A 25992-nucleotide genomic window follows, 5' to 3' on the forward strand; every position below is an offset into this window, starting at 1 on the left:
CGCGCGGACTCATCGCAAATTCGCCTGCACCCATCGCACGATATCGGCCGCCCCCATCGCGCCGGCCTGGCGCGCGACTTCGCGGCCGTTCTTGAACAGGGCCAGGGTCGGGATGCTGCGGATGTTGAAACGCGCGCCCAGGTTGGGTACGGCTTCGGTATCGACCTTGGCCACGCGCACATGCGGCTCAAGTTGTGCGGCGGCTTGCTCGTAGGCCGGGGCCATCTGGCGGCAGGGGCCGCACCATGGGGCCCAAAAGTCGACCAGCACCGGGATCTGGTTGCGGGTGATGTGTTTGTCGAATGCGGCTTCATCGAGTGCGGTGGAATGGGCGACGAAAAGCGCTTTCTTGCAGCTGCCGCAGGTCGGGTCGCTGCCGAGCTGGTCGGTGCGGACGCGGTTGGTGGTGTGGCAATGCGGGCAGACGATGTGGAGCGGGTCGGACATAAAAGGTATTTTGAGGGCGGAGGCGGGGTTTTCAAGCATTGGCGCTTTGGTAAAGGCCCTGCAAAGCCGGCGTAAAAGAAGCAGAACGGGTGCTTTGCCTACGTGTGTGGGCCTTTCGCGGGGGAACAATCGAGGCTCTCCACAACGAAAGGACCCCATGAAAACAAAAACATTGATGATGACCGCCCTGGCCGCGGTGTCGCTCGCCTTCGGCGGGCTGGCGATGGCCAAGGATCACGGTGATGACCACGGACATGGGCATAAACATAAAAAAGCCAAACACCACCGTCACGGCCCGCCGCCCCACGCGCAGGCCGGCGGCCGCGGTGCGGGCCCTGACCACAATTTTTACCGCGGCGGCAAGTTGCCTGTTCAGTACCGCGACAAGGGGTATTGGGTCAACGACTGGCGCGGCCACCGCCTGAGCGCGCCGCCCCCCGGCTACCACTGGGTGCAGACCGGCGGTGACTATGTGCTGGTGGCCGACAGCACCAACATCATCTTCCAGATCAACCTGGGCCAGTAAACTGGCCGGCAGGTTTGCACCGGCCACTCGAAAAGCCGCCCGACCGGGCGGCTTTTTTGTGGGCCACAGCCAGGCACCCTGCGACCGCTTACAAATCAAACGCGAAGAAACAGCGGCAGCCGCGCCGTTTGGCCGAAACTGTCAAAAGACAGATCCCGCCCGTTTCAGATATGCAAAGGAGTACCGAGTTTTGACATCGCCATCGACACACCACCGAGGCGCCCGCCGCGCAGGCCTGTTGGTCGTTTTAGGAATGGCCGGTTTGCTTGCGGCCTGCGGCAGCGGCGTGAAAACGTTTCCGCTGCAGGAAAAGTTCGGCTCCACCGCCACCTATTCACGCCTGTTTGACGCCACCGCAGAACAAACCTGCGAAGCCTCACGCCGTGCCTTGCTGAGCCAGGGCTACATCATCAACACGGCCCGCAAAGACCTGGTCGAAGGCCAGAAGAGTTTCCAGCCTGAGGCCGAGTCGCACCTGCAAATGGTGATCCGCGTGGTGTGCGCGCCCGAAAGCGCCGACGGCAAGGTCAGCCTGGGTTTTGTCACGGCGCTGCAAGACAGCTACCAGCTCAAAAAGAGCAACAACTCCGCCAGCCTGGGCGTGGGCGCCATCGGTTCGGTGTCTTTGCCCTTCACCTCCAGCAACGAGTCGATGGTGAAAGTGGGCAGCGTCACGATTTCGTCGGACGAGTTCTATGACGGCTTCTTTGAGCTGGTGGGCCGATACCTGGCAACGGTTGACGACTTGCCGCCGGAGGCGAAGTAGGCGCTGTCTGACCGCGGCAAACACATCCTGATACCCCGGTATGCCGCGAGGTAAACAAGGGGTAAAGCAAGGGTTGAAGCGCGCCGGCGTTACACCTTTATTGCTTCGCCATTACGCGTTCAATACGCCGTCTTTACGTTGGCGGCTCACGATGAAATCACTGAAGCACAAGCCATCCCGGCGGGTGTTTCGGAATGAGCAAAGGAGCCACCATGAAATCGAAATTCCTGACCGCATCGATGATCGCCGCCGCCCTGGCAGCCGGTTTTGCCGCCGCACCCGCGATGGCGCAGCCCGGCCCCTACACGATCTATGCGCCCGGCGCACCACGCCAGGTGCAAACGCCCGGCATCGACAACGCCCAGCAAGCTGTCAGCAACCGCATCCAGGAGGGCTTGCAGTCCGGCCGCATCACGCCCTCTGAAGCGCGCGATCTGTACCGCCGCGACCGCGACATCCAGAACCGCGAGGCTGCCTACAAATCAGACGGCCGCGTCACGCCGCAAGAGCGCCAGCAACTGCGCGCCGACATGGCCAACCTGAGCGCCGAAGTCGAACGCGCCATTGCCAACAACCGCAATGTGCCCGTTGCGCAGCAAGGCGGCAGGCTGGGCGCCATTGACAGCCAGGAATTCGCCATCAGCCAGCGCATTGACGAAGGCGTGCGCACCCACCGCCTGAGCCTGCAGGAGGCAGGGCGCTTGCAGCAGCGCGAGCAGGCCATTGAGCGCCGCGAGGCCGCCTACCGCGCCGACGGCATCGTGACGCAGCAGGAGCGCCGCCAGCTGCGTGCGGAACTCACTGACTTGCGTAATGAAGTTGAGCGCCTGATCAATCCGCGCGGCTAAATCTTCAGCCCGGTTGAAGGCCTCACAGCCTTCATGAAAAAACCCCGGTCAGCGCATGGCGCTGGCCGGGGTTTTTGTTTTCAGCGCGGGGCTTGATCGAATCGATCAGGCGGCCTTGCGGCGCTGGCTGAAAGCCGTGCTGCGCTTGGTGGCGGGCTTGTCGCTACCGGCAATCTTGCTGGCCAACTGGGCCGTCTTTTCTTCGATCTGCGCGGCCAGCTTGCTCAGTGCCAATGCGCCGGGGGCGGTGGCCTGGGCAATGGTGTTCAGCGTGGTCACGCCGGTTTTTTCTTCAAACAGGCTGGCATTGGCGGCTGCGCGTTCCACGCCGGCTTCTGCCACCTTCACGAGCTGGCTCACCACTTGCTGTGCGCCGTTGGTCGTGAGGATCAGGCCCTTGGTGTAGTAGGCGCTGAAGGCGGCTTGTGCGGCCGATGCGTTCTTCGCGGTTTCAGCCGTCAGCTCGGTGCGCGACTGCTTCAGGGCCTTGTTCCAGCGCTGCTCCAGCAAGGTCACCACGCGCTCGCCGCCGGCGCGGTAGGCGTCGATGACGTGTTGGGCGGTCTTGCCGTAAGACTCGATCAGGTCGCTGGCAACGGTAGAGAGGTTCTTGGCGGTCATGGTGATTCCTTCAATGTTGGTTGAACAATGATTCATCTTCCCGCTTTTTGCTAGTGAGTGCGACCTAGTGGAGTAGAGAGGGGTGCCCAGACTGGACCCCGTTCGCTATTGTTTTGATAGCTGTGGGCCAAGGCGGTGCCTTGGCTTCAGGCACTTTTTGCTTGAATTTCCGGGATTCTGGCTCAGGCGTCCAGAAACAGCGCCGGGTCCACCATGGTGCGGTTCAGCATCACGCCCCAATGCAGGTGCGGCCCCGTCACACGCCCGGTGGCACCCACGGCGCCCAGGCGTTCGCCGGTTTTCAGCACGTCGCCGTGCTTCACGTCGATGGCGCTCAGGTGGCACATCATGCCCAGCAGCCCGCCGCCGTGGTCCAGCCAGACGGTGTTGCCGTTGAAGAAATAGTCGCCGGTGTCGATCACCCGCGCAGGCAGCGGCGCCACCACCGGCGTGCCGGTGCCGGCCGCGATGTCCATGCCGCTGTGCGGGTTGCGCGGCTGGCCGTTAAAGATGCGCCGCAGCCCGAACGAGCTGGAGCGGCGCCCCGGCGTCGGGGCCAGCATACGCAAGGAGGCGGCGCGCGGCGGCTCCGTCAGGGTCGCCATCACCAGCGCCTGGTGGGCGCGCTCGCGCTCATAGCGCGCCTGGTTTTCGGGGGAAAGGTCAACGGTGCGCGGCTCTACCTTCAGCCGCTGCTCGCTGTAGCGTTTGGCGGCGATGGTGTAGGGCACGGTGCGCCGGCCGCCGGCGGTTTCTACCGCGATGCTGGCTTCGCCCGGCTCGGCCGCGAGCGCAATGCCAACGATAGCTGTCCACCCGCTTGCATCGCCCACCACCAGCACAGGCACATCACCGGCATACGCGGCAGGCCGCTCGGCAGCTGGGCCCAAAGACAGGCGCGCCACGCCGCCGGGCACCTGCAGCGCCCTGGGCCAGACATTCAGCGGTGCTGCGCTGGTTGCCGCGGCAAGGTGCGATACGGGAAGAGCCAACAATCCCAAGCCGCCTAACAGCGCAGAGCGGCGGGTGAACTGCGAAGAGGGCGAAGAAGGGCTTGAAGCGGGCGAGAGGGAAGGGTGCAAATCAAAAGCAAACATGGCGCCCATTATTGCGGCGTCAGCGTGATCTTTCCGTCTTTCACATAGTCGTCAAACTGGATGCGCGGAATCGCCGTCACTGAGGCCACGCCGTCGCCGGCATCCCAGCTCAGCGTGGCGCTGTCGGGCTCCAGCGCAACTTCGACCCGCGTATCGCGGGGGATTTCAATCGGGGCACCGTCACCCGGTGTGTAAGTCACGTCACCGGTAATTTTGGCGAACTGGGGCATGGCTGTCTCCTGCTGGGTTGGACGAGGTGGGCTGTAAACCCGTACATCTTTATTTGACACGCTGCACGGGGAAATCCGTGTAGGCGAACTTCACTTTGAGGGGTGTTTTGGCCCGGCGCCGGTGATGGGCTTGCGCTCTGCAGGGGAATTTGGCCTGCTTGCAATGGCTGGCCGCTTGCTTCAAATCGTTTCAAATTCGTGCAACCAAATTGTTGCATTATCAGGTTGGCCTGTGCATAATTCATGCAACCAGGAGATTGCATATGACTTCATCCACTGACCGTATTGAGCGCAGCATCTTGATCAACGCCCCCGTGTCGCGGGTCTGGCGCGCATTGACCAATGCCGAAGAATTCGGCGGCTGGTTTGGTGTGGCGCTCAAAGGCAAACACTTCGTCGCCGGCCAGCAGGTGCAGGGCCAGATCACCATTGAGGGCTACCAGCACGTGACGTTTGAGGCGCTGGTCGAACGCATTGAGCCGGAAAAACTGTTTTCCTACCGCTGGCACCCCTACGCGGTTGACCCGGCCATCGACTATTCAAAAGAGCCGACCACACTGGTCGAGTTCACGCTGAAAGACACCGGCAAAGGCACACTGCTCACCGTGGTCGAATCGGGCTTTGACAAGATCCCCGTGGCCCGCCGCGCCGAAGCCATCCGCATGAACACCGGCGGCTGGGAAGGCCAGATGGACAATATCCAGGCATATGTCAGCACGCACTAAACCTTCTGAAGCCTTGAAGCCCCAGCCCGGCCCCGCGGGCGTCTTCGCCGCGCTTGGCGACGAAACCCGCCTGCGCCTGGTGGCCGTGCTCTGCGTGGGCGGGGCCGTGTCCATCGCCCAGCTCACCTCCACCACCGACATCACCCGCCAGGCCGTCACCAAACATTTGCATGTGCTGGCCGACGCCGGGCTGGTGCATCACGTCAAGGTAGGGCGAGAGCGCCTGTGGCAGTTTGACCCGCAGCAGCTCGACGAAGCCCGCCGCTCACTGGACTTGATTGCCCAGCAGTGGGACCAGGCCCTGGGCCGGTTGAAAGCCTCGCTCGAGGCAGAGGCGTAGTCGCTGCAGGAGAAGTCACATGGCCCAGCACAAGATTTTCACGATGCCGTTTGCCAGGGTCTACCCGATGCTGGTGCAAAAAGCCGAACGCAAAGGCCGCAGCAAAGAAGAAGTCGACCAGATCATTCGCTGGCTGACGGGCTACACCCAAAAGGCGCTGGACAGTCAAATCGAAAAGCAAAACGATTTCGAAACGTTCTTTGCCCAGGCCCCGGCCATGCACCCCAATACGTCGCTGATCAAAGGCGTGGTGTGCGGCATCCGCGTAGAAGAAGTCGAAGACCCGCTGATGCAAAAAATCCGCTGGTTGGACAAGCTGATCGACGAGCTTGCCAAAGGAAAGGCGATGGAGAAGATTCTGCGGCAGTAGGCCAACTGATGTGCCCCAATCCATCCACCTCAACCCGTTTGCCCCCGAATCCTTGCGCTGCGATCCATTTGCCCCCAATCCGTTCGCCCTGAGCTTGTCGAAGGGTTTGCCTCCGTTCGCCCCAGTCCGTTCGCCCTGAGGTATCGAAGGGCCTGCACGCGCACAGGTACAGGCAAACGCCTCAACGGGTTTCGGCCTGCTCTTCCACCTCACGCCACACGCCCTGCGCCAGGCCGTGCAGCGCATAGGGCCCGATGGACGAACGAATCAGCCGCAAGGTCGGGTAGCCCACGGCGGCAGTCATGCGCCGCACCTGCCGGTTGCGACCTTCACGAATGCCCAGTTGCAGCCACGTTGTAGGAATGGCCTTGCGCACGCGAACAGGCGGCTCGCGCTCCCACAGGCCCGGCGGCGCGTCGATCAGCCCGGCGCTGGCCGGGCGTGTCATGCCATCGTTGAGTTCAACGCCCTGTCGCAATGCGGCCAACGCCGCCTCGTCCGGTACACCTTCCACCTGCACCCAGTAGGTCTTCTCCATCTTGAAGCGCGGGTCGCTGATGCGCGCCTGCAGCGCGCCGTCGCTCGTCAGCAGCAACAAGCCCTCGCTGTCCGCATCCAGCCGGCCGGCAACATACACATCTGGCAAGGCAATAAAGTCCTTGAGCCCACGCCAGCGGCCCTCAGCCGTGAACTGGCTCAGCACGCCATACGGCTTGTTAAAACAGATCAGGCGCGGCGGCATGCCGGCAAGCGGCAGTGGGGAGTCGGCAAAGGGCATGGGCTGATGGTACGCCCACGAGTGACGCAGTTACTGGCGTGACTGCTGCGGTGACCTGCCCCAGACCAGCAGCAGGTTGTTGGCCGGCATGGCGTGCCGGGCAAGCAACTGCAAGCCGGCGCGCTCCGCTTCCTGCGCCACATCTTCCTTGCGCCGGATGCCCCACGACGGATCTTGCATGCGCAGACTTTGGTCGAAGGAGAGATTGCCTTCCGACGTAGGTACGCCGTCTTCCAGATAAGGCCCATAAGTCACCAGCACGCCACCCGGCGCCAGGTGCCGAGCGGCGCCCTGCATCAACGCAGCGCAAGTCGCCCAGGGCGAGATGTGCAGCATGTTGGCGCAGTAGATCAGGTCGAACTGTTCAGTTGCCGGTAGCCACTCGGGCGCCATCACGTCGAACACCAGGGGAGGGCGCACATTGCTCAAACCCTGATCGGCTACGTGGGCAGAGATGGACTCCATGGAGGCAGACATCGCATCCGTAGGCTGCCATGTCCATTGCGGAAGTGCTGCGGCGAACCACGCGACGTGCTGGCCTGTGCCTGAGGCGATCTCCAGCGCGATGCCGCGTTCAGGCAAGACTTCGCGCAGGACATCGAGGATGGGCCGCTTATTGCGGTCTGCTGCGGGGCTGAATGGTGTAAACATTTGATCAAACTACGTTCTGGTGAAGGCAGTTAAAGCAATTTGATTTAGTTGACGGTCTAGCGATGAAAACTGAAGTAAGGGTTCTAGATACCAAGCTCAGGCGGTCTGGCGCCTTAACCTGTCCGAAAGATCGTTCATCAGAATGGTGACCTGTTGGAGCGTTTGAGTGCTCAATGTGGGCGCGCTTTTATCCCGTACCTTTTGTAGGAACTGACGAGCGGGGAGGACTTTATCGCGTCGAGTATCTTTCATGAATACAGAGTTTTTTTGACTTATTTCCGCTGGATCTACGCCAACTATTGAGGCGAATTCATCTTTGGAAAAGACATCTTCAATTGAGCCCTCAACATTTACCGTAAGCAGCCAGTCTTTTGATATGGCCGCCCAGTCTTTTTTGACTGACTTCTTTCCATCCTTGAACGCTTGATCATTGTCGTAAAGATAAATTACTCGACACCCCCACCCCTGAAGAATGGTTCCAATTTTTGGCATGTTCCCCGCGCAACCGCCAGATATGAAGTTGGCACTCAAAGCGCCTGTAAGCTCTTTCAATGCCGTTAGATAGAAATAGTCGGATGGTCCTTCTACAACTATGTTGTCGACTTGATTAGCACCCACAATGCCCTGATTTAACTCTAGTCCAATCGCCGTGAGTATGGGTGTTAGCGTTTCTTTGTCCGAGACGGCGTGAATTTTGTTCTCGACAAAGGTTCCGCGGTCGTCGCTCTTCTGGACAAGACGTATGCGATCTAGCTTCTCCGGTTCAATAAGGTAGGGCGAATGAGTTGAAAGCAATACCTGGCGCAATTGACTTGAGTCTTCAAGGTGCGTCAACACATCTCGTTGTGCTGTGGCGTGCAAGTACAACCCTGGCTCATCAATGAGGATGATATTTGGCACATCGCTGCGAGCTCTCGCTGAAACTCGAATGTAAAAAGCTAAATGCCACCGCCGACCTTGGCTACGCAGCTCGGGCGGGTAGAACTGCCCCTTCTCTTCAATCCAAAAGTCCAGAGTGTTGTTGTCCCAGTCAACCGAAAGTTTGGATAGATCTTGCGTCCAAAACTGACTAAAGTCCTTGTTTAGTGCGATGTTTAAAAGATGCTTGTGCTGTTTCTTTGCGCTGCGATTCTCGCCTGTGATCATTTCCACATCGATATCACTCATCGCAGATAAATCAGCAATCCACTTGTTCGTCTTGAGCTCGGTAAGCGGTATTTCGTTGGGAAAAATATCGTCGAAAGCACTAAACAAAACGAAGTTCGGGATTTTCTTCAGAAGTTGAACCGAAAACTCATTGAGCGCTGTGGTTGTGAGCTCTGCATGGTGGATGGTGTGAACTTTCAAAGCGTTCAATTTTCCGAGGAACTGTTCTTTCTCATCGGGCGGCAGCTCAGCAAGCCAAGGAAGAACCGCGGCCTTGTATTTATCAATTTCGGCAATCGAATCCTCAGCATTTTTGTTTTTTACATCAAGCTTGGGAAGTGAATGTTTGGCGATTGCTTGATGAGTAGCTAAAGAATTAACTACTGTTAAAAATGAGGAAAGCAACGTGAGAAGCTCGGGTGGCTTTTCATTTGGAATTTTTGATAGGAACTCACTGAAAATCTCGTACTCATCGGGATAAGTTTTAGTTATATCTATTTGCTCAACTTCGCTAAGTTGTTCAATAAATTTCTCTTGAGCTAGCTTGTCAAGCTTAAGTGTTCCAACTATCGCAACTATGAATGCTTTGGGTACGTCAAACGCGAGTTCAATTGATGGTTTCGCGGTCGGATCGGTAATTGGAATAGCTTTTAAACGAATTTTCGATCCGTAGTTGAAGTCTTCCAACGCTTCCAAGATAGAGCTTTTACCAGCTTCATTTTTTCCGGCAAAAATCGTCACGGTTCCGGTGGGGTAGCAGTCGCCCGTATCAACAATTGATTTGTAGTTTCGGATGCGAAATCTTGCTAGTTTCATTTGTCCCTCCATGATGTTTTTGATGCCAACTTAACTTTCCATCGGAAATGCGAAAGCAGTTTCTGGTTTAGTGAGTCATTAAATTCAGTGTTACTGGATTGGACGCTGTTTTTGCAAAACTGTCGCGGTGAAAAAGCCCAACGGCGCGTTTTGATGGCTGGGCCGCAAAGCCGACCTTCCAGTATTTAACGCCTGCCGTGGCGTCTTTAGAGAGGGTTGGCGGCAGCGCATTGAGCCTGCGCGGCCTGGACGCCGTGCTTGATGGCTGATTAAAAAAAGTCATCGGCGGCGCCGAGCTCGGCGCGCACGAATGGCGGCCGGTGCAAATAGAGGATTTGCCACGCCCCACAAGCACCGCCACCAGAGCTCTACTGAATCCCTTTGGGGTCAGAGACCTGGTGCACATATGGGTATTTGGGTTGTTACTTACTGAACGAGTCTTTCATACCAGTCACCCGATTGAACACGGCTTTACCCGCAGAGTGATCAACCAGGTCAGTCACAAAGTACCCATGCCGCTCAAACTGAAAGCGCGTACCGGCAGGCACATTCGTCAGTGATGGCTCGACATAAGCGGTCACGGTCTTCAGGCTGTCTGCATTCAGCTCATCCAGAAAGTCTTTGTCACCGGTGCCGGGGTGCTCAACGCTGAACAGGCGGTCATAGAGTCGCACTTCGGCTTGCACTGCGTCGTTCACACCCACCCAGGTGATCACACCCTTGACCTTGATCGCGTCTGAGCCGGGGGTGCCGCTCTTGGTGTCGGGGATCAGCGTGGCGTGTACTTCGGTGACTTTGCCGCTGGCGTCTTTCACTGCGCCTGTGCATTCGATGACGTGGCCGTATTTGAGGCGCACCTTGCTGCCGGCGATGGCTTGTTTGCTGGCGTTGGTGTGGGGCGGGAAGAGGCGGAAGAAGCCTTTGGGTGGCACTTCTTCGTAGTCGGTGCGTTCAATCCAGACTTCCTTGCCGATCTTGAACTGGCGTTTGCCCATTTCTTCGTGGTGCGGGTGTACAGGCGCCGAGCAATCATCGAGCTTGCCTGCGCCCATGACTTCGTCCCAATTGGTCAGCACCAGCTTGACGGGGTCGAGCACGGCCATGGCGCGCGGGGCGATAGGGTCCAGCGTGTCGCGCAGCGAGCCTTCGAGCGTGCTGTAGTCGATCCAGCTGTCGCTCTTGGTGACGCCAATGCGTTCGGCAAAGAGTTGAATCGCTTCGGGCGTGTAGCCGCGGCGGCGCAGGCCGACGATGGTGGGCATGCGGGGGTCGTCCCAGCCGCTGACGCGCTTTTCGTTCACCAGCTGGGCCAGCTTGCGTTTGCTGGTGAGCACGTAGGTGAGGTTCAGGCGCGCAAATTCGTACTGGCGCGGGTGCGGCGTGGCGATCAGCTTGCCTTCGGCCAGGCGGTCGAGCAGCCAGTCGTAAAACGGGCGCTGGTCTTCAAACTCCAGCGTGCAGATGCTGTGGGTGATTTGCTCCAGCGCGTCTTCCACCGGGTGGGCAAAGGTGTACATCGGGTAGATGCACCATTTGTCGCCGGTGTTGTGGTGGTGGGCGCGGCGTATGCGGTAGATGGCCGGGTCGCGCATGTTGATGTTGGGCGAGCCCATGTCGATTTTGGCGCGCAGCACGGCGGCGCCGTCGGCGAGTTTGCCGTCGCGCATTTCGCGAAAGCGCGCCAGGTTTTCAGCGACGGTGCGGCCGCGGAAGGGGCTGTTGGTGCCGGGGTGGCCGAAGTCGCCGCGGTTGTGGCGCATTTCTTCGGCGCTTTGCTCGTCAACGTAGGCGTTGCCGCTTTCGATCAGGTACTCGGCTGCGCGGTACATGAAGTCGAAGTAGTCGCTGGCCTGGTAGAGGTTGTTTTCTTCGCCGGTGGCGCCCTTGTTGTGCCAGTCAAAGCCCAGCCACTGCACGGCGTCTTTGATGGAGTCGACGTATTCGGTGTCTTCTTTTTCAGGGTTGGTGTCGTCAAAGCGCAGGTGGCACACACCGTCATAGTCGCGCGCCAGGCCGAAGTTCAGGCAAATGCTCTTGGCATGGCCCACATGCAGGTAACCGTTGGGTTCGGGCGGAAAGCGCAGGCGCACCTTGGCGGGGTCGGGCTGGCCGCCAGCGTGGTGGGCGGCGTCCCCGGGGCTGCCGCCCCAGCGGCGGCTGGCATAAGTACCTTCAGCCAGGTCTTTTTCGATGATCTGGCGCAGGAAGTTGCTGGGTTTGTGGGTTTCTTTGTCGGCGGGGGCGGCTTTGGAGGGGACAGGGGTGGTCATCAGGGGATTTTAGGGGGTTACGTTTGGCTACGCTCTTCACTGTGCATCCGGTACGCCGTTACCGGAGTGCTGCGTTTAATAAGCATATGGGCTTTTCCTGCCCTTCCTACCTTTCTTAAGGAGAACCATCATGAAGACAGCAATCAAGGCAAACCGCTCCGTCGCCGTGTTTGGCGCCGCAGCCGCGCTGGCCCTGGCCGCCTTTGGCTTTGCCGGTGCTGCCCAGGCCCGCGACAACGTGACCTTTTCCGTGGGCGTCGGCGTTCCTGGTGTGCAGGTCGGGGTGACCAATGCCTACCCGGTGTACCAGCAACCCGTGTATGTGCAGCCCGCCCCCGTGTATTACCAGCCTGCGCCTGTGTACTACCCGCGTCCTGTGTATGTGAGGCCCGCGCCCGTGTACTATGCGCCGCCCCCTGTGTACTACGGCCCGCGCGGCTATTACGGGCCGCGCCCCGTGTATTACCAGCGGCCGGGCTGGCGCCATGGCCACGGTCACGGCCATCGTTAAGGCCTGCTGACCGGCAGCTTGCCTCCCATCAAAAAAGCCCGCTTCGTGCGGGCTTTTTTTGTGGGTGAAAGCAAACCGCCCAGACGCGGTCACTGACCATCAGGCGGCCGGGCGCCAGAACAGGTAGTCGGCCTCGTACGTCACCCATCTGCGCATTCCCAAGCCTGCGGCGGTGCAGGCCGGGTCGGCGACGACGCCGCCCACCGTTCTGCGGCCCTGGATGTAACTGATGTTGGCCAAGGCGCCCGAGGTGTCTGAAGGCTTGACCATGGCCCGCTGAAGCGGCAGGTTTTGCTGGTTGCCGGGCACTTCAACCAGCTCTTGCGCGGTGACTTTGGAGCCGTCGCTGTGTTCCCAGCGCGCGCGCGTGCCGGGGTAGTACATGACGGTGTTGCCGCTGCTGTCTTGCAATTTCAGGCCCGGCGTCTGCAGCAGCCAGGCGTATTCATAGGGTGAGCGTTTGACGGCCTGGCATTCATACAGCAGGTCGCCACGGCCTTGCGCTTCAAGCACGACGGTGTGGCCTGCCGGCACACGTATGGACTCCGGCAATTCCTGCTGGGCCTGGAGATTCGGCTGGCGCACGCCGCAGGCACTGAGCGCCGCGACAGCCCCGGCGAGCAGGAGCGCCCGTTGAACTGCGCCGAGGGGGAAACGAGGGGCTTTGATGTTCACGGTGGGTTCCAGGTAGCGAGGCGGTGGTGTCAGGCTCAGTAAAACAGCGCAGCCAACCGCAGTCTGTAGGAGGCCGAGGGGAAAGCGTGCGGGGAAACATCGGCATCGGGGACATGCCTGCCGCATGGAGGCAGAAAAGAGAAAAGCCCGCGGCGTGAGCCTGCGGGCTTTGGGTTCCATTGCCACTTGGCAGCAATGGACGGGCGCGCTTTTGAGGGCGCGCCTGGAATGGCCGCCTTAAGAGGCCTTCCAGAAAATGTAGTCAGCCTGGTACGACGTCGTCAGCTTGTCACCCAGGTCGGCTTGCGTGCAGGCCTTGCTCAGGTCCTGGCCGCCTTTGGTCTTGATGCGCTGGATGTAGGTGACGTTTTGCAGCGCGCCGGGTGTAGAGGCTGATGCGCCGGTCGACAATTGCTGCGGCAGGTTGGTGGCGCCCACGCGGGGTGCCAGTGCGACCTGGGTGCCTACGACGCTGGAGCCGTCCATGTGCGTCCAGGTGGCGGGCGGGCCCGAATATTTGACGACGGTTTTGCCGGTGCGGTCCACCAGTTCAGCCTCGGGGCGAACCAGAACCCAGCCAATGGTGCCGGCGGTGGTGGCGTTGGCCTTGCACTCGTAGTGCAGCAGGCCGCTGGCCGTGGTTTCAAGCGCCACAACATGGCCGGGCGGCACGACGATTGACGCGTCGAGCTGGTCCTGGGTGTATTCCTTGGGGAGCGGTGCAACGCCGGAGCAGGCGGTCATCAGCGCGGCGGTGCCGGTAATCATCGCGACCGTGACGGCGGCGCTTTTCGTAACGGCCCAAAGAGTGTTGTGTGTGCTTTTCATGGTGTTCCTCGGTAGTTTCTGTTTTCTGTGTTTTCTGTTGTTGTCAGCAAAGCGTTTCTTCCTGGCTTGCTGTTCCGGGCTGTTTTTCAGCCTCCTGTGCAGTAAATCCCGACGCCGTGAAAACATCTGTAGGACGCCGCGCAGCCCGGCTGCCAGCGCCTTGCCGGACTCGATGCGGGCAAAACCGGCGGGCCGGGATGGCCGCCAGTGCCAAGGCAAACAAAGACGCAAAAAAGCCCACAGAACCGTCCTTGCGGAAAGTCTGTGGGCTTGAAAGCCGGCCCCGCCTAACTTCAGAGCCGGCTGCTCACCCTAGAGGAGAACGGGTGGGGCTTCCCGGTATGCGGCGTATCCGGGAGGGCAGTTGTAGAGAGAATTACATCGCCTTGTAGAAGATGTAGTCGGCCTGGTATTGCACGATCTGCTTGGCGCCCACATTGCCGGCGGCGCAGGCCATGGCGGGTGCAACGCCGCCTTTGGTGTCTACGCGCTGGATGTAGGTCACGCCGCTCATGGCGCCGCTGCCCATGGCAGGGTTGGCCTTGACGAGTTGCGAGGGGATGTTGCCCGTGCCGTTGGGGGCCACGGCGATTTGTGTGGCGGTCAGCTTGGAGCCGTCCATGCTTTCCCAGGTGGCGGGCGGGCCGTAATACTTGCCGACCTGCTTGCCGCTGCGGTCGTTGAGCTTGGCGTCAGGACCGACAAACACCCATTCAAACTGGCCGGCCATGTCTTTTTTGGCGCTGCACTGGTAGGTGATCTCGCCCACGCCGACGGTTTCCATCGCGACCTTGTTGCCGGCGGGCACTTGCACGGCGGCGGGCAGGTTGGCCTGCGAATACATCGGTTTCATGGGGGCCATGCTGCCGCAGGCGGCGAGCAGGGATACGAACAGCACTGAAGCTGAGGCGGTAGCAGTACGTAACATCATTTTTTAACTCCTGGTTTTTTATGAACCGGCCAGGGTTGGCCGGCGTTGGGCTAGGGCGGCCGGCCGTTGTTGTTGACGGTGTGGCGCGGAGCGTCCTGTTGCTAGTACGCGGCGGGCTTTGCGCTGGATTCAAAAAGCGGATGAGGCCCACGATCGCCCACTGCCTGCATCTGGGGCGTTGCTATCAAATTGGTAGCTGTTAGCCAATGCCCTGCTTGGGCTAGAGGCCGATTTGATGCATAAGTTCGGAAGCCTGTTCCACGGCCCATGCTGACAGTGGAACTGCCCCATTCCGTTCGCCCTGAGGTATCGAAGGGCCGGTGCGCGACGGGGGCAGGCTTCGATACGCCGTCAGGCGTACCCTGTCCTGAGCCTGTCGAAGGGTCAGCCCGAACGGAGAAGGTTGAGCCGAAGGGAGGAGAGGTGAGCCCGGACGGGGGGAACCTTATTGCCCAAACCGAGGGCCTTTAAGGAGAAAGTCTTTCTCCTCAGCCGTATCGATCCGCCCCAGCGCCGCATTGCGGTACGGAAAGCGCCCAAACCGCGCAATGATGTCCCGGTGCTGGTGGGCGAAGTCGATGTTGCTTTGAAAGCGCTGCTTGAGCGAGTCCGGCGCATCGGCCTGCAGCCGGGTAAAACGCGCCACGCATTCATCCTGCAGCGCCATGCTTTCGGCGTGCATCAGCGGCATGTACATGAACACGCGCCCGGCCCAGGGCAGCGCCAGGTCGGCGCCATCGGCCAGTGCCTGCAGCACCAGCTGCTGGGCGCGCGCGTCGCCGGCAAAGGCCTTGCCCTGGCCGCGAAAAACATTGCGGGTGAACTGGTCGAGCAGGATGACCAGCGCCAGGCGGTTGAGCGCAGGCTGCTCCCAGTCTTGCAGGCCGCCGGCGACGGCGGCCTCGACATCGCTGCCGAAGCGTTGGGTGATGTCGGCGTCAAGCTGCGCGCCGCCGCCAAACCAGCGCTTGTTGAGGTCTTCGGTGGGCCACTCCTTGTGCACCCCGTCGCCCAGCCAGAAGTCCAGGACTTCTGCGGGCGCGGCGTGGTGGCGGGAAGGCGGTGTGTGGGGGGAAGGGATGGGCTCGGTCATGACGACCGGGAGCTTAGCCTACCAGCGGTCGGAGCGAAGTTGCAGGTCCCAAACACCCTTGCGCACGGCGTAAACACCCACCACACCGTAACGCTGCTCGCCCACCGAATCCCACTTCATGGAACCGGTAATCGGCGCGTAGCCGTCAAAGGTGCGCAGGGTTTCAGTGATCTTTTCAGGCTTGACCGAGTTGGCGCGCCGCATCGCGCCGGCCAGGATGTACATCGCGTCGTAGGTGTAGTGGCCGCCGTAGGCCGGCTCACGCTTGAAGGTGTCCTGGTACTTGGTCAGGAAGTTTTTGCCGTTGACGAACTCCTTGGCGTCCAGGATGGGCGAGGTGGCGTACAGCCCCTTGACCGTGTCGCTGCCCTTGAGCATGTCGGTCGTCTTGATGGTGTCGCCGCCCAGGATGCTGATCTGCTGGTTGTAGTCGAGCTTCTTGAGGGCTTCAATCAGCGCCAGGATCTGGAAGTCGCCTTGCGTGGACACGACCACCTCGACACCGCCGTCCTTGATCTTGCCGGCCAGCTCGTCAAACTTGGTGGTCTTGTCGTCGGACGAATAGGTGACGACGACTTGTTTGTTGGCTTTTTTCAGCTCGGCGGCGGCACCGGTGGCCAGGCCCTTGCCGTAGGTGGTGCCGTCGTCGACCACAGCGAACTTGGTGGCGTTGAGCTGGTTGGCGGCGAAGGAGCCGATCGCGCGCGCCTGCAGGTTGTCATTGGCAACGAGGCGGAAGGTGGTGGCCAGGCCCAGCTCGGTGAACTTGGGATTGGTCGAGATGGCCAGCTGCGCAATGTTCTTGGCGGCATAGACCGGCGCGGCCGGGATGCTGACGCCCGAATTGAGGTTGCCGATCACGGCGACCACGCCGGCGTCGACGAGTTGCTGCGCGACTTCCACACCGGTTTTCGGGTCGGACCGGTCGTCCATGGCCACGATCTCGATCTTGACCGTCTTGCCCTTGATCTGGAAGCCCTCTTTGTTGATCTCGTCCACGGCCATCTTCACGCCGTTGTGCAAATCCTGGCCCAGCGCGGCGAGGTTGCCCGACAGGGGCTGGGCGACACCGATCTTGATGGTGTCAGGCGGGTTGTCGCAGCCCGAAAGCAGGCTGGCGCCTGCAACAACAGCGACGGTCATGGCGGCCAGGGTATGGCGGCGGGTGGTGGTTTTGGTCATCGTGGAACCTAGGTTGAGTGGTGTAACGGAATGTATGTTTCGCCGCTGTGTCGCGGTAGTGGGTTTCACCTATTTCTGAATGGATGTGCGAGTAGATTAGTTTTACTAATGATTCGCTTTGGTTCGTATTTGCTGCGAATTTTGTTCGTTTGAGTAAAGAAATGCACCAAAACCGTTCACTCCAATCAAAAATGGGCGTGTGCTATCTACTGAGCAAGCACCGCGCCAGCATTTACGATTTGAAACAGGTTTGGAGGGGCAGGCCTCGCTTGGGCCGGCAAATGCGGAGTGCCGCCACGAGGGGCGCCTGAAGTTTCTAAAGGCTTGCCGAGGCCGATGCCGGGATCACATCAAGCCAAGCTGCGTCCACAGCAGCTTGCCCAGGTAACGCTGGGGCAGCAGCGTGAAGACACCCGCAATAAGGCACGCCCCGATGTACAGCCCCTGCATCGCACGCCGGTGGCCGGCGATGTTGCCGCGGCTCAAATGCCAGAACGCGCCGAACAGGCTGAACAGCGTAAAAGGCACGAGGAGGTGGATGGGGGTGTAGCCCGCGATATTGGGAAAGGTGTAGTCGCGGATAAAAAGCGCCGTCACGGCGGTGGCCAGCATCATCGTCACAAACGCATAGCCAAAAGCCCGGTGCAGCCTGGGCCGCTGGGTGCGCCCCTTGCGAGCCCACAGCGCGACAGGCCCGATGACGATGGCGCAGATCGCAGCGGACAAATGGATGGCGATGATCGGAGTGAGTTGCATATTGGCGATGGCTGAATGCAGGTAGCGAATTTTGATGGCTGAGCCCACCCGTGTCCAGAAGCCTGTTTCTGTAGCGCACCGGCCCTTCGATACCTCAGGGCGAACGGGATGGGGAGTTTGAATACCAGCATGAGCCGCGGGGCTGGCTTTGCCAGGTTCGCTTAAGGCTCTCTTCAGGAGCCCGAGGCGATAATCACCGGATCATTTCTGGAGCCATCTTGGACATTGCACTGTTGATCAAAGCCGCCGTCATGGGCATCGTTGAAGGCCTGACTGAATTTCTTCCCATCTCCTCGACAGGCCACCTGATTCTGGCCGGCGCGCTGCTCGGTTTTGACGACGAAAAAGCGAAGGTTTTTGACATTGCGATTCAGACCGGCGCCATCTTTGCCGTGATCCTGGTCTATTGGCAGAAGATCCAGGCCACCGTGGTGGCCCTGCCGAGCGAGAAAAAGGCGCAACAGTTTGTGCTGAATGTGCTCGTCGCCTTTGTGCCGGCGGTGCTGCTGGGCCTGCTCTTCGGCAAGGCCATTAAAGAAAATCTTTTCACCCCGGTGGTGGTCGCCAGCACCTTCATCATCGGCGGCTTCATCATCCTGTGGGCTGAAAAGCGCCAGCAAAACAACCCGGCCGCAGCGCGCATCCAGGAGGTCGACGACATGAGCGTGATGGACGCGGTCAAGGTCGGCCTGGTGCAATGCCTGGCGATGATCCCCGGCACCAGCCGCAGCGGCGCGACCATCATCGGCGGCATGCTGCTGGGGCTGTCGCGCAAGGCCGCGACGGATTTCTCTTTCTTTCTGGCGATGCCCACGCTGATAGGCGCCGGCGTGTACAGCCTCTACAAAGAGCGCGCCCTGCTGTCGATGGCCGATGTGCCCATGTTTGCCGTCGGGCTGGTGTTTTCTTTCCTCAGTGCGTGGCTGTGCGTGCGCTGGCTGCTGCGCTACATCTCGACCAACAGCTTTGTGCCCTTTGCCTGGTACCGCATCGCCTTCGGCATCGTGGTGCTGGCCACGGCGTGGAGCGGCCTGGTGACCTGGGCGGGCTGAGCCTTCATGATGCCGGGCTTGCCTGCTGGCGTGGTGCCTGCCGGGCGCGGTGCAAGCGGTGGAGGTGCAGCCGCTTGAGATCGCCTCGCAAGACGGCAAGCTCCGCATCCCCGCATACTGGTTTGAGAGCGCAGGCAAACAGCCGCGCCCCGTCGTCATCCGCCTGCATGGCTGCGGCGGCGCCCTCGGCAGCAGAGGCAAACTGGCCGACCGGATGGCGCGTCACGCCGATTTGTTTTGCTCAGTGCAATCCCGGCAGCGCTATCTCTACAGGACTTCCGCCCCCAGGTTTCGCGGATAGAACAAGCATGTCGTCACCCGGCCAGCTCAGTTCGCCTAGGACAGCGTTGAGGACCAACTCATCGGGTGCACCCTCCACCAGCAGCACCTTCTCAAAAACGACGACCTGCGATTTCCGGATCTCGAATTTCAACTGAAAGGCCCGCAGTTCGTGGTGAACCCAGACACGGACACGGTGCTTTCCATCTGGACTGATCTTGCGTCCGCGCTTCCACTCCCAGACGTTCTTCAAGTCCTGACGGAGGACTTCGCCTGCGACGTCGAGAAACGGGTCCGCTTCGCATCCGCCGTGTTCGGCAACTTCCTTTACGAGGCCCACAATCAGTCCAAGGAAATAACGCTTCTTGTCGGCGGAGCCAAGAGAAGCGTATTCGCGGATATCAATGTTCGGCAGCGTCCGATGAAGGCCTGCCACTAACTCATATCGCATCGGTTGTGGCGGCCGTAGGTACTCCCCGAGAATGCCCCAGCCGGAGGAAAGTGTCAGTCCGGCCTCACGTACCAGGCGCGCAAAGTGTGCGCACACGCAGCGGGATTCCAGGTCAAACCAGACGTTCTGATCACGCTCGTCGAACCAATTGGTTGTTAGTTGAACTTTGTTGAATTTAGCCATTCCCTGCTCTCAACGGCCAGTTGTCCCAGCTCATATTTTTCTGACTTGGGAGATCTTTTTCTCATTCGACACCACTGCTATTGCAGCCGTGGTGCCGCTATCTTATTCACCGGTCTTGAGTTTTTCCACCAGCTCGGCGTAGCCCGTCATAGCCGCCTCGCGCGCCAGGCCTTTGCGGGCAGCCCAGGCGTCGAATTTGGCGCGGCCGGTCACGTCCATCATGCCGGGGCGCTCGCCGGTGGCGTCGCCCACCGTCGCTTGCTTGTAGAAGGCATACAGCGCCAGCAATTCGTCGTTGCCCGGCGGCTTGGCCAGCGTTTTCACCGCAATGCCTGCGGCTTCAAAAGCGCGCTCGGCCTCACTGGGGCCCGCAGGCGCCACCGGCTCGCCGAAGTGCGCGTCTTCCAGCGCTACGTCGTCGGGGAACCAGCGCGCATCCAGCAAGCGGCCCGAGCGCACCGCAAAGGCGAGCACGCCTTGCGACATCAGCCCACCGGCCGTGAGCGTGGCGGGCACCACGGCCACACCGGCGTTGAACACCGGCTGGCCAAAGGCGGTAAAACGCACCGCGCCGGCCCAGGGCAGCATGGCCTGCAGGCCCTTGTTGCCGCGGTAGACGCCGCTGGCGCGGTTGGCGCCGGGCTGGAACCACGCCATGTCGGACGAGCCTTTGGCAAAGATGCCGGTGAAGTCGCCGGCTTCGAGTGAACTGCGCAGCGCTTGCGCAAACGCGCTGAGTGCGTCGGCGCTCATCTTCGGGTCGTCCACCGCCATGCCCAGCGATGCCGCGCTGCTGGCGCCGAAAAATTCGAGCACATTGCGCGCGACCTGTTCGCGATCGTTGTCCACGCAAATCATGTGATAGCTGTTTTCCAGCACCACCATGCGCGCCTTGGCGCCGCCGATCTGCTCGACCAGGTAGTTGGCCGAGTTCAGGCTGGTGAGCTCGTCTTCGCGCGCGTGGATCACCAGCGTTTCGCTGGCCATGTCTTTGAGGCCCGTCATCACCCAGCCGCGCAGGCGGTCTACCTGGCGCACGCAGGCCAGCGGCACCCAGCGGTAATGAAAGTTTTCACCACGCGCGAACTTGGCTTTGACGATGGCGCGCAGCTGCTCGTTCTTGATGCCGAAGGGGTCTTCTTCCTCGACCTTCATGCGTGCCTGCACGCCCGGCACGTAATAGATCAGGTGGCGCAGCGGCGTGTACCAGGCGGTGGCCCAGCCGTCGATATAGATGGGCGGCGCCAGCGCGATCAGCTTGCCGCGTGTGTGCTTTTGCCGCTTGGCCAGCTCGGTGGCCAGCAGCGCGCCCATGCACATGCCCATGATGTGGAAGTTGTCGTGCAGGGCAGCCACCTCGTGGTACTTGGCGGTCACGGCTTCCATCCATTGCTCGGCGGTCACATTGACCAGGTCTTCCGGCGTGGTGCCGTGGCCGGGCAGGGTGAGCGAATGCGTCACGAAGCCGGCGTTTTTCAGCCGCTTGTGCATGGAGCCCAGGTCGTACTGCGTGCCGCCCAGGCCGTGGATGAGGAAAACAGCCGGCGTGCTTTTGTCAGCCGCCGGGACGGGGCCCGCTGCATGCGCCGGGGGCGCCGCGGCGGCTGGAGTGCTGGTTGTTGCCTCTGCCACGTCAGGCCTCGACTTCCAGCAATGCGGCGACCTGTTCGACCTGGCCGTCGGCGCCGCGCACGCTTGAAAGGCGTGCGCTCACGCTGGCGACGCGTCCGTCGGCCCAGCGCAAGGTGTTTTTCCACAGCACATGGTCGCGCTGGCCCTGCGTCAGGTCGCGCCAGTCGGCTTGCAGTGCGGGCTGCTCCTGCGGGTCTGTGTGGGCGATGAAATCCTGCACGGTCAGCAAGACCTTGGCGTTGGTGCGCAGCAGCTCGCTCGCGCCTTCGCCCCACGCGGCTGCGCCGGTTTTTGCGTCAAAGTTGGCGACCACCGTGCGGGTGGAGTCCAGCACCTGGCGGTAGCGCGTGCGCCAGTCTTGCGCCTGGGCCAGGGCCTGCGCGGCGGCGGCGCCCAAGGCGTTGACCACACCGACCAGCAGCGCCATCACGGCGACATAACCCTGGATCTCAATCACGGCCTCGCCGGGAAAGCCTTCCACCTCGGCAAACGGGCCGCCGCCGGCGTTGGTCCAGCCGATCAGGGCGAGTGCGCCTATGAGCGTGGCCACCGTGGCGCCGCGCTCCTTCCAGAGGATGGCCGTCACCACCATGAAGGGCAGCGGCAAATAGGTGAGGGTGGGGCCCAGCGACGCGCTGAAGCGGTCTGACACATCGGCCGAGAAGATCAGCGCCGCCACCACAAAGAACAGCAGGAAAGTGCCGGCGCCCGCCAGGAACTGGCTGGTGGCCATGCCGCCCGAGCGCTTGACCTTGAAGCCGGCCAGCGAGGTAACCAGCGGCGCGATCAGCAAGATGCCGACAAAAGTGGTGGTGGCCCACACGCGCCATTCCACCGCGATCGCGATGGGCTGGGGCAAGGCCCAGGTCCAGAGCATCACGCCGATGCTGGCGCCCAGCGCGGAGGTCAGCAGCGCGCCCAGCAAGACGCCCGCATAGGCCTTGCCCGGCTCCATGCTGCCGTCCGGCCCGGTGCTGCGAAGCAGGCGCGCCACCCATGCGCCCAGGCTGGCGGCCACGGCCTCGTTGATGCCAAACGCCAGCGCCGGCAGCACGGCCAGGCCGTCGAGCAAACCCAGCACCGTGGCTGCCAGCCCGGCGCCGGCCAGCACGGCAGGGCGCTTGGGCGGCTTGACGGCCAGCAGCGCGCCGAAGGTGACGCCTGTGGCCAGCCAGACAGACGAACTCAGCGTCATCGCATCGCCCATGCTTTGCGACAGCACGGCCGCGACGGCCCAGGCAAGAAAGGTGACGCCGGCGGTGACGGCAAAAGACAAGGCCATGGGAATCCTCCTCGAAGAGTGGCGGGCCGTTAAGAGTCGGGCGCCGGTGGTTTTGGCTTAGTTTAGCCAAGGCGGCAGTTTCGTGGCCCTACTGTTAGTTCGCAAAGAATTCTTAACCCAGCATGAGCCGTGGAACCGGCTTTGCCGGGCCACAGGCGGGCGGCCCCCCGGGGGCAGGAAGCTACACGACGTGAGCGACCGTGGGGCGTACATCCCTCCGTGGAACCGGCTTTGCCGGGCCACAGGCGGGCGGCCCCCCGGGGGCAGGAAGCTACACGACGTGAGCGACCGTGGGGGCTTATTAATATCTATAATATGGACACGTATCCACAATATGGACAAATCAAGATGCCAGTCGACTCCCCCGACCAGACACCGCTGATGCCCTACCAATACCCGAACCCGCCCGACGCGCGGCCGGAGATCGTGGTGCAGCACGCCATCCCGACGGACGAGCGGCTGTGGGTGCCGCAAGCGGAAAACGTCTGGTTCCGCCCGCTGTGCCTGAACGCCAGCCAGGGTTACTGGATGAACCTGCTGCGTGTGCGCAAGTCCGGCGTGCTCAGCCGCCACCGCCACCCGCAGGCGGTGCACGGTTTTGTGCTCAAGGGCCGCTGGCGTTACCTGGAGCACGACTGGGAGGCGACCGAAGGCAGCTACGTGTATGAGCCACCCGGTGAAACCCACACGCTCTACGTGCCCGAAGACGTCGAGGAAATGATCACCTACTTCCAGGTCAATGGCGTCATGTACTACACCGACCCGTACGGCAAGGGCATGGGCTACGAAGACGTGTTCACCAAGATCGAGATGTGCAACAAGCACTTCGAAGCTGTCGGTTTGGGCGCGGACTACACGAAGCAGTTCATCCGCTGACTTTGCATCTGGCCAGAAGCCAAAGCAAAAATTTAAGCAAAAAGTGGCTGTAGCCCAATAACTGTATTGGCTGGCAGCTATTTTTTTGATAGCAACTTGTTTGAGCACGAGACGGCTCAAACCTCACCGGAGTTTTTTCATGACCTACCAGACTGACCTCTTCAAAGGCCAACGCGCGCTGGTCGCCGGCGCCACCCAAGGCATAGGCGCCGTCATCGCCAACCACCTCGCCGCGCTGGGCGCCGAGGTCACGGCCCTCGGCCTGGGCAATGGCGACGGTACGCTCGACGCCGCCGTCGATGTGCGCCAGGCCGACGTGACCTCCGCGCCCAGCCTGGATGCCGCGCTCGCCGGCATCAACGAACTCGACATCGTGTTCAACTGCGCCGGCATCATCCAGCGCGGCGCCGAGCACGACATCGAGGTCTTCCAGAAAGTGCTGGCCGTCAACCTCACCGGCACCATGCGCGTGTGCACCGCCACGCGTGAACGCTTGAAGGCGCGCCGCGGCTGCATCGTCAACACGGCATCCATGCTCAGCTTCTTCGGCGGCGGCCTGGTGCCCGGCTACGCCGCCAGCAAGGGCGGCGTGGCCCAGCTCACCAAATCCTTGGCGATTGCCTACGCGCCCGACGGCATCCGCGTCAACGCGATTGCCCCCGGCTGGATCGCCACACCGCTCACACAAGCCCTGCAGGACGACCCGGCGCGCGCCGGCCCCATCCTGGCGCGCACCCCCATGGGCCGTTGGGGCACCCCCAAAGACGTGGCCGGGGCCGCGATGTTTCTCTGCACGCCGGCGGCCAGCTTCATGACGGGCGTGATCCTGCCGGTGGACGGCGGCTACATGGTGTCTTGAGCGGAGGTGTTCGCTTTGCCCAAATCAACCACCGCTAAAACGCACGCTGTTAAACCACCGGCATCACAGGTCGCCGGCACCGCGGCGTTCTCCAAATTCATGCACGTGCTGCAACTGGTGGCCGATTCGGCCGAGCCACTCAACATCGGCGCACTCGTCAAGGCCAGCGGCTACCCGCGTCCCACGGTGCACCGCATCGTCGCCGCGCTGGTGGCCGAGCGCCTGCTGGTTGAAAACGAACGCGGCGCGCTGCTGGCCCTGGGCCCACGCCTCATCCAGCTCGCCAGCCGCAGTTGGGGCCGCTCAGACTTGCGCCTGGCCGCGGTCGACGAACTCAAGCGCCTGCGCGACATCACCGGCGAAACCGTGCACCTGGCCGTACCCAATGGCAACACCATGGTCTACATCGAAAAGCTCGAAAGTCCGAGCGCCGTCCGCATGGCCTCACGTATCGGCACCAGCGTGGCGCTGCATGCGACTGCGGTCGGCAAGGCCTACATGGCGGCGCTGGAGCCTTCAGTGCTGGAGCCCTTGCTACTGGGCTTGCCCCTGCCGCGTTACACCGACAACACCCTGGTGAAGCTGCCTGGGTTACGCAAGCAGTTGCAGGTCACGCGGGAGCGGGGCTGGTCCGTCGATGCCGAGGAGCACGAAGCCGGCATCTTTTGTTATGGCGCCGTGATACGCGGTAGCCGCGGTGTGCCGGTTGCGGCCATCAGTGTCAGCACCTTGATGTTCCGGCAGAAGGCCGACCCGGAGCAAGCTTATGTGGCGCCGCTGCTGGAGGCTTGCCGGGTGATCTCCGAGCGGATCGGGGAGACGCCTTCTTTGTCTGCTGCGGATATTTTGTAGGGCTGGTTCCTAACCCCCCGTTCGGGCTGAGCTTGTCGAAGGGTCAGCCCGAGCGGTAGGCGGGAACCAGCCCGGCTAGTTCAGAAAATTCCGCAAAGCCGCCTCAATCGCCGCCGCCGTCGCCAAAGGCTTTTCCATCGGAAACAGATGGCTGCCGTCCAGCATCATGATGCGGCCTTTGGTGACTTTCTCCGTCATCGCCATTCCGACCTGCTTCATCTCCACCGACTGCCGTCCGCCGATAAACGTCACGGGGCATTTGAGCGGGTGGCGTTTGAGCAGGGCCTCCAGGTTGTCGGGCAGCGTGTTGTAGATCGCGGTTTCCACGTCGCGGTCAAAGCTCAGCAGCTGCTTGCCTTCGTCGTCGCCGGTGCCTTCGTAGGTGCCATGCTCGATGTAGTCGCGCAGTACCTGCTCGTCCCAGGCGGCAAAGGCTTTTTTGCTGCGAAAGTGTTCAAACACTTCGTCTTTGCCCAGCCACTGGTTTTTGCGTTTGCGGCTGATGGCGCCGGGCGAGATGGCGCCGACCAACTGCGCACGCTTGGCCACGCTGAGGGCGCGGGCGCGCCAGCCGCCGAGGATGGGGGAATCGACCAGTACCACGCCTTTGACGGGTTGGCCGCCGAGCGCCGGGTTGCGTGCGGCGCACATCAGGCTTAAAAAGCCGCCCAGCGAATGGCCAACGAGGAAAGCCGGCTGGCCGCACTTTTCAACTTCACGCGCGGTGAAGTCGGCGAGCTGCTGGACGAGGTGGGGCCAGTTGCTGGTGACGGGGTAGCGCGGGTCGTGGCCGAATTTTTCAACCGCCTTGACCTGGAAGCCGCGTGCTTTCAGGCTCTGGAAGACTGCGCTGTAGGTGCTGGCGGGGAAGCTGTTGCCGTGCGAGAAGATGACCAGCGGTTTTGTCGAGGAAGGCACG

The 25992-nt window shown here is 61.5% G+C and carries 29 protein-coding genes; 11 read left to right on the forward strand and 18 right to left on the reverse strand.

The features are described from left to right. Positions 1-9: 9 nt before the first annotated feature. Entirely contained in the window at positions 10-447 is a 438-nt protein-coding gene (gene trxC, locus DT070_RS13435) for a thioredoxin TrxC (RefSeq protein ID WP_122957399.1), read from the reverse strand. Between the two features lie 157 nt (positions 448-604). Here trxC and DT070_RS13440 point away from each other — a divergent pair, with 157 nt between their 5' ends. The 3 genes from DT070_RS13440 to DT070_RS13450 all read left to right on the forward strand — a co-directional run bounded on the left by DT070_RS13440 (position 605) and on the right by DT070_RS13450 (position 2587). Continuing rightward, entirely contained in the window at positions 605-973 is a 369-nt protein-coding gene (locus tag DT070_RS13440) for an RcnB family protein (RefSeq protein WP_122955857.1), read from the forward strand. 253 nt (positions 974-1226) lie between these two features. Then, on the forward strand, positions 1227-1739 hold the full coding sequence (locus DT070_RS13445) for a DUF2242 domain-containing protein (RefSeq protein WP_122955858.1): 513 nt from the start codon (positions 1227-1229) through the stop codon (positions 1737-1739). A 212-nt stretch (positions 1740-1951) separates the two neighbouring features. Then, complete coding sequence (locus tag DT070_RS13450) at positions 1952-2587, forward strand: hypothetical protein (protein ID WP_122955859.1); 636 nt, start codon at positions 1952-1954, stop codon at positions 2585-2587. A 105-nt stretch (positions 2588-2692) separates the two neighbouring features. Here DT070_RS13450 and DT070_RS13455 read toward each other — a convergent pair whose 3' ends face one another. The 3 genes from DT070_RS13455 to DT070_RS13465 all read right to left on the reverse strand — a co-directional run bounded on the left by DT070_RS13455 (position 2693) and on the right by DT070_RS13465 (position 4535). After that, complete coding sequence (locus DT070_RS13455) at positions 2693-3208, reverse strand: hypothetical protein (RefSeq protein ID WP_122955860.1); 516 nt, start codon at positions 3206-3208, stop codon at positions 2693-2695. Between the two features lie 182 nt (positions 3209-3390). Next, positions 3391-4305: a M23 family metallopeptidase gene (locus DT070_RS13460; RefSeq protein ID WP_122957400.1), complete on the reverse strand. Its 915-nt coding sequence runs from the start codon at positions 4303-4305 to the stop codon at positions 3391-3393. A gap of 8 nt (positions 4306-4313) precedes the next feature. After that, a complete protein-coding gene (locus tag DT070_RS13465; protein ID WP_122955861.1) occupies positions 4314-4535 on the reverse strand; it encodes a hypothetical protein in 222 nt (73 codons plus the stop codon). Positions 4536-4798: 263 nt separating this feature from the next. Here DT070_RS13465 and DT070_RS13470 point away from each other — a divergent pair, with 263 nt between their 5' ends. Genes DT070_RS13470 through DT070_RS13480 form a run of 3 tightly spaced genes read left to right on the forward strand, consistent with a single transcriptional unit; the run spans position 4799 to position 5970 of the window. After that, positions 4799-5260 (forward strand): SRPBCC family protein, encoded by a 462-nt coding sequence (locus tag DT070_RS13470; RefSeq protein ID WP_122955862.1) that lies wholly within the window; start codon positions 4799-4801, stop codon positions 5258-5260. After that, positions 5244-5600, forward strand: coding sequence for a helix-turn-helix transcriptional regulator (locus DT070_RS13475; protein WP_122955863.1), 357 nt, complete (start codon positions 5244-5246; stop codon positions 5598-5600). Before DT070_RS13470 ends, DT070_RS13475 begins: the two co-directional genes overlap by 17 nt. Positions 5601-5619: 19 nt before the next feature. Then, on the forward strand, positions 5620-5970 hold the full coding sequence (locus DT070_RS13480; protein WP_122955864.1) for a DUF2200 domain-containing protein: 351 nt from the start codon (positions 5620-5622) through the stop codon (positions 5968-5970). 181 nt (positions 5971-6151) lie between these two features. On the opposite strand, the gene DT070_RS13485 is transcribed toward DT070_RS13480, so the two are convergent. From DT070_RS13485 to DT070_RS13500, 4 genes are all read right to left on the reverse strand, one after another. Beyond that, the gene (locus DT070_RS13485; RefSeq protein ID WP_122955865.1) at positions 6152-6748 is read right to left on the reverse strand and encodes a pseudouridine synthase; all 597 of its coding nucleotides are present in this window, start codon (positions 6746-6748) and stop codon (positions 6152-6154) included. Positions 6749-6778: 30 nt separating this feature from the next. Beyond that, positions 6779-7399 (reverse strand): DUF938 domain-containing protein, encoded by a 621-nt coding sequence (locus DT070_RS13490; RefSeq protein ID WP_122955866.1) that lies wholly within the window; start codon positions 7397-7399, stop codon positions 6779-6781. A 96-nt stretch (positions 7400-7495) separates the two neighbouring features. Continuing rightward, positions 7496-9361 (reverse strand): AAA family ATPase, encoded by a 1866-nt coding sequence (locus DT070_RS13495; protein ID WP_164483758.1) that lies wholly within the window; start codon positions 9359-9361, stop codon positions 7496-7498. Between the two features lie 422 nt (positions 9362-9783). Then, positions 9784-11631, reverse strand: a complete 1848-nt coding sequence (locus DT070_RS13500; RefSeq protein ID WP_122955868.1) for a glutamine--tRNA ligase/YqeY domain fusion protein — start codon at positions 11629-11631, stop codon at positions 9784-9786. A 130-nt stretch (positions 11632-11761) separates the two neighbouring features. On the opposite strand from DT070_RS13500, the gene DT070_RS13505 reads away from it, so the two are divergent. After that, a complete protein-coding gene (locus DT070_RS13505; RefSeq protein ID WP_122955869.1) occupies positions 11762-12142 on the forward strand; it encodes a hypothetical protein in 381 nt (126 codons plus the stop codon). 99 nt (positions 12143-12241) lie between these two features. Here DT070_RS13505 and DT070_RS13510 read toward each other — a convergent pair whose 3' ends face one another. The 6 genes from DT070_RS13510 to DT070_RS13535 form a co-directional block, all read right to left on the reverse strand. Beyond that, a complete protein-coding gene (locus DT070_RS13510; protein ID WP_164483759.1) occupies positions 12242-12817 on the reverse strand; it encodes a DUF3455 domain-containing protein in 576 nt (191 codons plus the stop codon). Between the two features lie 237 nt (positions 12818-13054). Then, positions 13055-13645 (reverse strand): DUF3455 domain-containing protein, encoded by a 591-nt coding sequence (locus DT070_RS13515; protein ID WP_122955871.1) that lies wholly within the window; start codon positions 13643-13645, stop codon positions 13055-13057. Between the two features lie 376 nt (positions 13646-14021). Continuing rightward, positions 14022-14576 (reverse strand): DUF3455 domain-containing protein, encoded by a 555-nt coding sequence (locus DT070_RS13520; protein ID WP_122955872.1) that lies wholly within the window; start codon positions 14574-14576, stop codon positions 14022-14024. 445 nt (positions 14577-15021) lie between these two features. Next, positions 15022-15669, reverse strand: coding sequence for a DUF924 family protein (locus DT070_RS13525; protein WP_122955873.1), 648 nt, complete (start codon positions 15667-15669; stop codon positions 15022-15024). An 18-nt stretch (positions 15670-15687) separates the two neighbouring features. Beyond that, complete coding sequence (locus tag DT070_RS13530; RefSeq protein WP_122955874.1) at positions 15688-16851, reverse strand: branched-chain amino acid ABC transporter substrate-binding protein; 1164 nt, start codon at positions 16849-16851, stop codon at positions 15688-15690. Positions 16852-17196: 345 nt separating this feature from the next. Beyond that, entirely contained in the window at positions 17197-17607 is a 411-nt protein-coding gene (locus tag DT070_RS13535) for a DUF2306 domain-containing protein (RefSeq protein WP_122957401.1), read from the reverse strand. A gap of 218 nt (positions 17608-17825) precedes the next feature. Between DT070_RS13535 and DT070_RS13540 the strand changes: the two genes are divergently transcribed. Beyond that, positions 17826-18659 (forward strand): undecaprenyl-diphosphate phosphatase, encoded by an 834-nt coding sequence (locus tag DT070_RS13540; protein ID WP_122955875.1) that lies wholly within the window; start codon positions 17826-17828, stop codon positions 18657-18659. A gap of 241 nt (positions 18660-18900) precedes the next feature. Here the strand turns inward: DT070_RS13540 and DT070_RS13545 are convergent, their stop codons facing one another. The 3 genes from DT070_RS13545 to DT070_RS13555 form a co-directional block, all read right to left on the reverse strand. Continuing rightward, a complete protein-coding gene (locus DT070_RS13545; RefSeq protein ID WP_122955876.1) occupies positions 18901-19572 on the reverse strand; it encodes a hypothetical protein in 672 nt (223 codons plus the stop codon). 102 nt (positions 19573-19674) lie between these two features. Beyond that, positions 19675-21204 carry an acyl-CoA-binding protein gene (locus tag DT070_RS13550; RefSeq protein WP_122955877.1) on the reverse strand — a complete coding sequence of 510 codons (1530 nt, stop codon included), beginning with the start codon at positions 21202-21204 and terminating at the stop codon, positions 19675-19677. A 1-nt stretch (position 21205) separates the two neighbouring features. After that, positions 21206-22486 (reverse strand): MASE1 domain-containing protein, encoded by a 1281-nt coding sequence (locus DT070_RS13555; protein ID WP_122955878.1) that lies wholly within the window; start codon positions 22484-22486, stop codon positions 21206-21208. A gap of 348 nt (positions 22487-22834) precedes the next feature. On the opposite strand from DT070_RS13555, the gene DT070_RS13560 reads away from it, so the two are divergent. The 3 genes from DT070_RS13560 (at position 22835) to DT070_RS13570 (ending at position 25073) form a co-directional block, all read left to right on the forward strand. Further along, the gene (locus DT070_RS13560; protein ID WP_122955879.1) at positions 22835-23362 is read left to right on the forward strand and encodes a 2,4'-dihydroxyacetophenone dioxygenase family protein; all 528 of its coding nucleotides are present in this window, start codon (positions 22835-22837) and stop codon (positions 23360-23362) included. A gap of 139 nt (positions 23363-23501) precedes the next feature. Further along, entirely contained in the window at positions 23502-24221 is a 720-nt protein-coding gene (locus DT070_RS13565) for an SDR family NAD(P)-dependent oxidoreductase (RefSeq protein WP_122955880.1), read from the forward strand. Between the two features lie 15 nt (positions 24222-24236). Beyond that, entirely contained in the window at positions 24237-25073 is an 837-nt protein-coding gene (locus DT070_RS13570) for an IclR family transcriptional regulator (protein ID WP_240642550.1), read from the forward strand. 75 nt (positions 25074-25148) lie between these two features. Here DT070_RS13570 and DT070_RS13575 read toward each other — a convergent pair whose 3' ends face one another. Then, positions 25149-25991, reverse strand: a complete 843-nt coding sequence (locus DT070_RS13575; RefSeq protein ID WP_122955881.1) for an alpha/beta hydrolase — start codon at positions 25989-25991, stop codon at positions 25149-25151. Position 25992: the final 1 nt, after the last annotated feature.

Origin of the sequence: Polaromonas sp. SP1 (genome assembly GCF_003711205.1) — a bacterium.
Taxonomy (GTDB): domain Bacteria; phylum Pseudomonadota; class Gammaproteobacteria; order Burkholderiales; family Burkholderiaceae_C; genus Polaromonas.